Origin of the sequence: Streptomyces bambusae, from assembly GCF_019400985.1 — a bacterium.
GTDB lineage: Bacteria > Actinomycetota > Actinomycetes > Streptomycetales > Streptomycetaceae > Streptomyces > Streptomyces bambusae_A.
Map to the genome: position 1 here is coordinate 1 of NZ_WTFF01000310.1, position 8,538 is coordinate 8,538.

Annotated in this window: 6 protein-coding genes and 1 pseudogene; 3 read left to right on the forward strand and 4 right to left on the reverse strand. The window is 75.0% G+C overall.

All coding sequences use genetic code 11. The features are described from left to right. A pseudogene (locus GPJ59_RS29545) lies at positions 1-556 on the reverse strand (hypothetical protein); the annotation flags it as partial. 178 nt (positions 557-734) lie between these two features. Between GPJ59_RS29545 and GPJ59_RS29550 the strand changes: the two are divergent. Beyond that, positions 735-2,372 (forward strand): FAD-dependent monooxygenase, encoded by a 1,638-nt coding sequence (locus GPJ59_RS29550; RefSeq protein ID WP_308120554.1) that lies wholly within the window; start codon positions 735-737, stop codon positions 2,370-2,372. Between the two features lie 103 nt (positions 2,373-2,475). On the opposite strand, the gene GPJ59_RS29555 is transcribed toward GPJ59_RS29550, so the two are convergent. Further along, positions 2,476-3,975, reverse strand: a complete 1,500-nt coding sequence (locus tag GPJ59_RS29555) for a glycoside hydrolase family 18 protein (protein ID WP_219670960.1) — start codon at positions 3,973-3,975, stop codon at positions 2,476-2,478. A 150-nt stretch (positions 3,976-4,125) separates the two neighbouring features. Then, positions 4,126-5,757 carry an alpha/beta fold hydrolase gene (locus tag GPJ59_RS29560; protein ID WP_219670962.1) on the reverse strand — a complete coding sequence of 544 codons (1,632 nt, stop codon included), beginning with the start codon at positions 5,755-5,757 and terminating at the stop codon, positions 4,126-4,128. Positions 5,758-5,873: 116 nt separating this feature from the next. On the opposite strand from GPJ59_RS29560, the gene GPJ59_RS29565 reads away from it, so the two are divergent. Continuing rightward, complete coding sequence (locus GPJ59_RS29565; protein ID WP_219670975.1) at positions 5,874-6,887, forward strand: helix-turn-helix domain-containing protein; 1,014 nt, start codon at positions 5,874-5,876, stop codon at positions 6,885-6,887. A 20-nt stretch (positions 6,888-6,907) separates the two neighbouring features. Here GPJ59_RS29565 and GPJ59_RS29570 read toward each other — a convergent pair whose 3' ends face one another. After that, on the reverse strand, positions 6,908-7,756 hold the full coding sequence (locus GPJ59_RS29570; protein ID WP_219670976.1) for a hypothetical protein: 849 nt from the start codon (positions 7,754-7,756) through the stop codon (positions 6,908-6,910). A 238-nt stretch (positions 7,757-7,994) separates the two neighbouring features. Between GPJ59_RS29570 and GPJ59_RS29575 the strand changes: the two genes are divergently transcribed. After that, positions 7,995-8,474, forward strand: coding sequence for a DoxX family protein (locus GPJ59_RS29575; RefSeq protein ID WP_219670977.1), 480 nt, complete (start codon positions 7,995-7,997; stop codon positions 8,472-8,474). The last annotated feature ends 64 nt before the right edge of the window (positions 8,475-8,538 follow it).

The window sequence follows — 8,538 nt, forward strand, 5'->3', positions numbered from 1 at the left end:
ACCCCCGGCCGACCTCGCGGCCGGCGGCGCGGGCCGAGGCGCGCAGGCGGGTGGCCAGGTCGGCGGGCAGCTCGCCGGTCGCGGCCGACCATGCCGTCAGGACCCGTACGTACTCCTCGTGCGCGGCGGCCGGCTCCAGCACGGAGGCCAGCCAGACCTGATGCCCGCTCAGCTCGGCGCCGCCCAGGGCCCCGGAGCGGGCGTGCAGCAGCATGTTGGCCCGGTGCCGGTCGGGGTCGACGGGCAGCTGGTGCTCCCGCTCGGCCTTGCGGGCCAGGGTGTGGGCGCGGGCGGCGGTGCGCGGGTGGACGCGGATCAGCCGGTGCGCCACCGTCTCCCAGAACCAGGGCAGATGGGCCGGGGGCAGTCGGCGGGCCCGCCACGCCATCGTGTCGAGGAAGGCTCCCGGCTTCGCGGACGCCGCCCAGGCGCCCTCGCAGATCTCCCCGAACAGTTCCAGCGCGGCGGGCTCCGCGCCGGGGTCGTGGGCCTTCACCCAGTCGGGGTACACCTGCGAGGCACTCGGATCGGTCGGCAGCGGGATCTGGAAGCTCATGTCCCGATCCTGCCAGCCCCCACTGACAGCCCGTGGACCGCCTGGTGCCTGGCTGTGGACCGCCGTACCGCCCGGCTCGCGCCGCGTCGTCCGCCGGGCGACGATGGGGGTACGTGACCGGGTCGGGGGCACGCACCTGGGGACAGCCGGCAGACACCCCGACAGCTGGGAGACGTCCGTGGCGCACAGCCGAGCAACCGACGTACTGATCGCGGGCGCCGGGCCCGTGGGCCTGAGCGCGGCCGCCGAGCTGCGCCGGCACGGAGTGCACTGCCGCCTCGTCGACCGGCTGCCGGCCCGCCTGCCGTACGCCAAGGCGGTCGGCATCCAGCCGCGCACCCTGGAGATATGGGACCGGATGGGCCTGGTCCGGAACGTGCTGGAGGCCGCGGTTCCGCTCCGCGGCCAGTTGCTCTTCGTCGACGGCCGGGAGCAGGCCCGGTGGGAGCCCGCCCTGCCGCCGGAGGTGCCGTACGGCTTCGCCGCACTGCCGCAGGACGAGACCGAGCGGATCCTGGAGGAGTACGTCGCCGGCCTGGGCACGGTCATCGAACGCGGAACGGAACTGCTGTCGTTCGCCCAGGACCGGGGCGGGGTGACGGCGCGTCTGCGCACCGCGTCCGGCTCCGAGGAGGAGCTGCGGGCCGGCTACCTGATCGGCGCCGACGGCGCGCACAGCACCGTCCGCAAGGGTCTCGGGCTGACGTTCGAGGGCGGGGCCTTCGACCAGGAGTACATGCTGGGGGACGTGGAGGCCGACTGGGACATGCCGTTCGGTTACGGGATCCGGTCCACGCACCATGCCGACGACGGTTCCGTCGTCGGGGCGCTGGTGTGCATCCCGCTGCCCGGGGCGGGCCGCTACCGCATGTCGATGCTGGTCCCGCCGGAGCTCTCCCGGCAGGCGGCGGACCTGGGGGCCGGGCGGGGGGACGGCGTGGCGCACGGCCTGCAGGGCGGCATCGCCCCGCAGCTGTCGGACATCCAGGCCGTCGTCGACCGCTTCGGGCCCAGGCCGACGACGCTCTCCCGGATGCGCTGGTCCTCCCTCTTCCGCATCAGTCACCGCATCGTCGACCGCTACGGCGACGGGCGCGTCTTCGTCGCGGGCGACGCGGCCCACATCCACCCGCCGACGGGCGCCCAGGGCATGAACACCGGCATCCAGGACGCCTGCAACCTGGCCTGGAAGCTGGCCCTCGTCGTCCGGGGGGACGCGGGGCCGGCGCTGCTCGCCACGTACGACCTGGAGCGCCGCCCGATCGGCGAGGAGGTCGTCGGGCGGACCGTACGGCACGCCCTGCACGGTCTGGAGAGCGACCCCGACGATCCGCGGACCGTGGCGCTGCGCGAGGCCCAACTGCTCGTCGGCTACCGGGACGGACCGCTCGCCGGCGACCCGTACGGGCCGGCGGACGCGCCCCAGCCCGGTGACCGGGCCCCTGACTGCGCCGGGCTGACCACGGCCCTGGCCGGCTATCCGCTGCGCCTGCTCGACGTCCTGCGCGGCCGCCTGGGGCACGTGGTGCTGCTGTACGCCGTCCACACCGCCGACCTGGCCGGGGCCACCGGGGCGCACGGGACGGGCCTGGAGACCGTCGCGATCCTGGCCCGGGACGCCGCGACGACCGCGACCGACACGCTGGCCGTGCCGGGATACCGCGACGCCGCCGGGGAGTTCGCCCGGCTCTACCGCCCCGACGGCCCGACCGCCTTCGTCGTGCGCCCGGACGGGCACCTTTCCGCCCGCTTCCCGCTCACCGACGAGGGGCCGGCTCTGCCCGGCTACCTCGCGGAACTGACCGGCGGGCGGTGAGCGGGCGGGGCGGACCGGGCACGGGAAGGCGGCGACGGCCCCGCGTCCGGGCCGTCACCGCCTTCCGTCAACGCCTTCCGTCAACGTCTTCCGTCGCCGCCCGTCAGGGGCGGGCGGCGAAGGCCTTGGTGAAGGCCAGCGGGGACTGCAGGATGGAGGAACAGGTGGCGTCCGCGTGGTTCTTGGCACCGCCCGGGCACTGCTGGTCGCGGGTACCGGACCACATGGACAGCCAGCCCAGGCCCTTCGAACCGGCGAAGGCGGCGAGCTGGGTGGCGTCCTCGACGGTGAAGATCTCGCTCGCGACGTCGTTGACGCCGATCATCGGGGTCACGGCGACCGTCTTCCAGGCGTCGGCGTCGGAGAGCCCGAGCACGCCCTTGATCTGCGCCTGCGTGGCGGTGGCCGCCTGGATGGCGTAGCCGCCCATGTCGCCGCTGTACGCCGGCCCGTAGTCCATCGCCATGATGTTGACGGCGGAGACGGCGACACCGCCCCGCTTGGCGCCGGCGAGCAGGTCCACGCCCGGCTGGGTCAGGCCCTCGGGCATGACGGGGAGGGTGAAGGAGACGTTCAGCCCGGGGTGCTTCTGCTGGAGCATGGCGATCGCCTGGGCGCGCCGGGTGTTGGCGGCGGTGTCGGGCAGGGCCGCGCCCTCGATGTCGAAGTCGGCCTTGGTCAGCCCGTACGCGTCGACGACCTTGCCGTACGCGGCCGCCAGGTCGGCTGCCGAGGAGCAGGCCAGGGCGAGTTCGGACCCGGCCGCACCGCCGAAGGACACCCGGACGTCGCCGCCCTTGGCGCGCAGGGCGGCGATCTGCGCGGCGACGCGGTCGTCGCCGAGGGCGGTGACACCGCCCCACAGGGGGTTGCAGCCGCCGCCGGAAGTGATGAAGGCCAGGTTGAACTCCTTCACCCCGGTCCGGTCGGCCGTGGCGAGCAGGTCGTAGGCGGGGTAGAGGGAGGTGTCCACGTACGGGGCGAACGGCGCGGACCCGGCGGTGCCGCCGCCCGGCGGACGGGTGGCGGTCGCGGTGGGCTTCGGCCGGTTCGTGGGCGTGGCGGTGGCCGTGGCGGTGGGCGCGGTCGTCGGCCGGGTGGTGGCCGTGGGGGTGGGGCTGGGCACGGTGGTGGGGCGGCCGCTGGGCTGGGGTGCGGGGCCGGTGCCGGCGGAGCACTTGACCTTGTTGATCAGGCAGCCGATGGGGGTGCCGGGGGCGCTCTGTGCGGTGGTGACGAAGCCGACGGTGGTGGAGGCCCCGGCGGCGAGGCCGGCGGTGTCCCACTTCGGCGGCCGGACGGTGACGTGGCCGCCGCTGACGGTCTGCTCGCCGTTCCACAGCGAGGTCAGGGTGGTGCCGGCCGGCAGGTCGAACTCCAGGGTCCAGTCCTTCAGGGCCGACCCGCCGGTGTTGGTGATGACGTACTGGCCGGTGTAACCGGTCGACCAGGTCGCGGACTTGGTGAACGAGGCGCCCACGGACGCCGCCTGGGCGGTGCCGGTGAGCGCGATCGCGGTGCCGGCGACGGCGGCCGTGAGCGCGAGCGCCGCGGCCGCCTTCGCCTTGCCGCCCACTGTGCGGCGGTGTGAGTTCCGAGCCATTGACTGCCTGCCTCATCGGTGCGGGAACGAGGGAACGGCCTGCACGCTAGCGATCCTGAATCGGACAAAACGCCAGTTCGAGACCCGGGGCCTCGATCTTGAGGCTTGCTTAAGGAAGGGATCGGACGGGATTAGGGTCTGTCCGGCGGATCAGGGTCGGAAAGGCCGCGGACCCCGCCGTGATCCGCCGGGCTGACCCTGACCGCGCAGGTGGTCCAGGACGAGGTCCAGGGCCCGGCGGACCGCCTCGCGCGAGGCGTCGGTCGGGTCGAGCGTCTCGAATCCGTGCTCGGCCTGCGGCGCGTCGACCACCTCGACCGACGCCGCGCAGTCCTCGGCCGCGGCGAGGAACTCCTCGACGGTCGCGGCGATCGGGGGCATCTCCCGGCCCACCCGGGTCAGTACGATCGGCAGGCCGCCGGCCTTGCGGACCGCGCGGACCGGGTGGAACCGGCTGTCGGCCATCCCCCAGTTCGGCAGGGGCGCGAGGACCGGGTAGGTGGCCGCCAGGCAGCGCAGCCACGGCGGGGGCGCGCCCAGCCAGTCCGCCGTGATCAGGGAGCCGCCCGAGAAGAACCACAGCGCGATCCGGTCGGCGTCGACCCGCGGGTCGGCCCGTACCAGCTCGACCGCGGCCGCGATGTCCTCGGCGGCCCGCTCGTGGTCGGTGAGGTCGTGGAGGCGGTGGTCGACGGTCGCGCCCACCACACCCCGGCCGGCGGCCAGGCGGGCGTAGCCCATGATGGCCGGCCAGTCCCGCGGGGTCGGCCGGGCGTCGGCGGGCACCGGGCCGCCGTGCAGGAACACCACGGCGGGGCGGGGCACTTGGGGCTGGTCGGCCCCTGCGGCCGGCGGCAGGTACAGGTCCACCTGTCCGTGCCGCTCGCGCGGTACGTCCGGTACGTCGAGCAGGAACGGCCGCAGGTGGGGCGGGACTTCGGCGGCGGCCGAGGTCAGCCGGTGCCCCTCCCCGGCGGCCGCCGCCAGGAGTACGCCGGCCAGTTCGCCCGGGCAGGAGAGCATCGGCCAGTGGCCGGTGGCGAGTTCGAAGAAGCCCACCCCGGGGTCGGCGAGGACCTGGAGGGCGGGGTCACCGAGGCTGACCCGCCGCTGCACCAGCTCGATGCTCACGCCGTTGCCGGTGCACAGCACGCCCGAGAACGGCACCGCGGCGACCGCCCCCGTCAGCCGGAGCGGTTGCAGGAGGGTGCCGAGCGGCTGTGGCGCGGCGAGCCGGGTCAGCCGGTCCAGCGCGTCGTCGGTCATGCCCTCGGTACTGCCCCAGCGCTGCCACTGCTCCGCCCCGGCCGGGGCCGGGAGCACCCCGGCAGCCGTGCCGCCGCCGTCCTCACGGGCCACCCGCTGCGCCCGCTGCGCCAGTTCCTCGCGGAGGGTGGCGTCGGGCACGGCGGCCAGCGCCGGGACGCCGTCCTGCGGAAGGCCCGAGTCCAGGTACACGATCCGCGCGATGCGCTCGGCGCGCCGGTCCGCGGCGCCCAGGACCGGGTGGATCCCGTAGTCGTGACCGACCATCACGATCTCCCCGTGGCCGCCCGACAGGGGCTCCTCGACGGAGTCGATCAGCCGCACCAGGTCGGCGACGTGGGTCTCCAGGTCCACGGCGGGATCCCCGGCCCGGCGGTCCCCGGCCTCGCGGTCCCCACCGAGCCCGCTGAGCGTCACCGCGTGCACCTCGGCCCCCGCCCCGGTCAGCCCCCGCGCGGTCTCCTCCCACACGTGCCCACCCGTGAACGCGCCCGCCACCAGGATGAATACGGTCATGGCCCTCTCCTCCCCGTCCGTCCTCGTCCGTCTTCGACCAGAGCGCCCCCGGACCTTCCTCGATCGTCCGTTCGCGCCCGCCGGTACGGTAGGAACTCCCCCTGGTGGAGGTTCAAGTGCCTGCTTCGCCCGACGGCCTGTGGAGTATCGGCGAGCTCTCCGAACGCGCCGGTGTCACCGTCAAGACCGTTCGCTTCTACTCCGACCGCGGACTGCTGCCGGAAGCCGCCCGCAGTGCGGGGGGCCACCGCCGGTACGGCCCGGACGCGCTGGACCGGCTGCGGCTGATCCGCTCCCTGCGCGCCCTGGACCTCCCGCTGCCGCAGGTGCACCGGGTCCTCGCCGAGGACGAGGGCGCCGGCCGGGCGCTGGAGGACGCCGTCGCGGGGCAGCTGCGCGAACTGGGCCAGCGGATGCGTGAGTTGCGCTGGCGCGAGGCGGGCCTGCGGCTGGTCCACGAGAGCCCGGTGGAGGAGCGCACCGACCGGTTGCGGCTGATCGGAGCGGTGGCCGGCCCGCCCGGTACCGACGCGCTGGCGCGGTTCTGGCGCGGCTGGCTGCCGCCGCGGATGCCGGCCCGAGCGGTGTCGGCCTTTCTGGAACGGGCCGTGCCGCAGCCGCCCGACGACCCGACGCCGGCTCAAGTACTGGCCTTCGCCCGGCTGCACGCCTTCGTCGCGGGCCCGTGCACCGGGAGCGGGAGCGGGAGCGGCACAGGAAGCAGGAGCGGCACCGGGAGCAGGAGTGGCACCGGGACCAGCAGTGGTACCGGTCAGCCGGCGGTCCACCGGGCCGGCGCGCACTTCCGTCCGGCGGTGCTCTACGACGGCCTGGCCGAGGCGTACGACCTGGCAGCCGTGCACGTACTGCGGGGCCGGGCTCCGCATGCCGGGGAGGCCCTGGACTGCTTCGTCTCCGCGTACGCCGCGTCGTACGGCGCCCCGGACACGGCCGACTTCCGCCGCGTGCTGGCCGGCCGGCTCGCGACGGACCCGCGGATCGACCGCTACTGGGAGCTGACGGCCGAGGTGATCGGGTCGAAGGACGGCCGACCGGTGCCGACCCCCGGTGCGGCGCACGACTGGCTGGTCGCGGCGCTGACCGGGCAGGAGGACGGACGAGCCGCCTGAACCGGCCCGGCCGGACGTGCTCAGCCGATCGGCTGTCGGACTTCGGCGCGCACCTTGAGGGTGGTCTCGGCCAGCCGGGCGAGGTCGACGGAGGCGGGGCTCTGCCGGGAGGTCGCCGCGGTGACCACGGCGACCGAGGCAGCCGTGTTCCCGTCCGCCCAGGCGCACATCGGCACGGTGGCCGTGGCACCGTCCTGCCGGGCGGTGAGCACCTGGCAGGACACGGTGATCCCGGAGCCGCTCGGTGTGATGTCCTTCGGCTGGACCGCCACCGTCGAGCCCTCGCTGTCCGCAGCGCCGGCCAGCATCTTCCTGCGGGCCTCTTCCGGGTGCTTGAGCCGGCCGTACATGCCGGAGATGACGAGGACCCCGGAGTCGGCGGCCGAGGCGGAGGTGTACTGGCCGACAGCCGGCTTCAGATCACGGGCGTTCGGGTCGTGGCTGCCGTCGATCGCCTCCCGGCCCTTGGTCTGCGACAGGTCCTCGTCCAGCTTGTACGTGCCGCCCACGAGCGTGTTCGGCACGGTGAGCCGGTACTCGGCCGCCGGGAAGCCGGAGCCGCCGGCACCGGTCCGCGCGTCGTTCACCCGGGTCACTGCGTAGCCCAGGACCAGCAGCCCGACCAGCGAGGCGGCGACGATCCCGATCACCTTGCCGGTGTTGTTGCCGCTGCCGGCCGGCGGGGGCCCCATCGGCGGCTGCCCCCAGGGCGCTCGGCCGGGGTGGGGCGGCTGCTGGGGCGGGCCCGGGTAGCCCTGCTGCGGGTACGGCGGGGGCTGGTGCTGGGGGTAGGCCTGTCCGCCGTACGGGGTCGGCTGGTGCGGGGGACCGTAGGGGCCGGGTGACTGCGGAGGCGGCGGCGTGCTCATGCGCCTGACGCTACGTCATCGGCGTTCCCCCGTCGCCGCCAGGGGCCGTCGGCGACAGCGGGGGCCATGGCCGGGACGTGGCAGGTGTGCGCCGTCGAAGCGGGGCCCGGCCCCTTTGGCGGCATGAACCTGCCAGGAACGGAACGGGCCCGGCCGGCCGGCGGCACACTCGGCCGTGCGTCACCTCGTGCACCGTGGACGCCCGTCCCCGAACCGCTCCCGACCCAAGGAGTCCTGCGTGTCCGAACGTCTCAACTCCCTCCAGCCCTACGTCCTCGGCCTGTTCCGGATCGTGACCGGTCTCCTCTTCGCCTGCCACGGCGCGGCCTCCCTCTTCGGCGTGCTCGGTGGCGCGCACGGCGGCGGGACGGTGCCGGCCGGCGCCTGGCCGGGCTGGTACGCCGCCGTCATCCAGCTCGTCGCCGGAGTCCTGGTGCTGCTCGGCGTCGGGACCCGCTCGGCGTCCTTCCTCGCCTCCGGTTCGATGGCGTACGCGTACTTCGTCGTGCACCAGCCGGAGGCCCTCTGGCCGCTGCAGAACCACGGTGAGTCCTCGGCGATGTTCTGCTGGGCCTTCCTGCTGCTGGTGTTCACCGGCCCGGGTGCCTTCGCCCTGGAGCGGGTGTTCACGGCCGGCGACGGCTCCGCGCGGGGCGACGACTCCCCGCGCGTCGAGGAGGCCGCGCAGGAGGACCGCCGCCAGGCCGTCGCCGCCTGACGCGGGCGGCTGCCGCAGACGGATGGACGACAGGGGCGGGCCGGCGCGTGCGCGCAGCGGCCCG

What these genes read in the sequence shown, in the direction of transcription:
- GPJ59_RS29555 (WP_219670960.1), bottom strand. Translation starts at nt 3,975, where the DNA reads ATGGCTCGGAACTCACACCGCCGCACAGTGGGCGGCAAGGCGAAGGCG.
- GPJ59_RS29560 (WP_219670962.1), bottom strand. Translation starts at nt 5,757, where the DNA reads ATGACCGTATTCATCCTGGTGGCGGGCGCGTTCACGGGTGGGCACGTG.
- GPJ59_RS29570 (WP_219670976.1), bottom strand. Translation starts at nt 7,756, where the DNA reads ATGAGCACGCCGCCGCCTCCGCAGTCACCCGGCCCCTACGGTCCCCCG.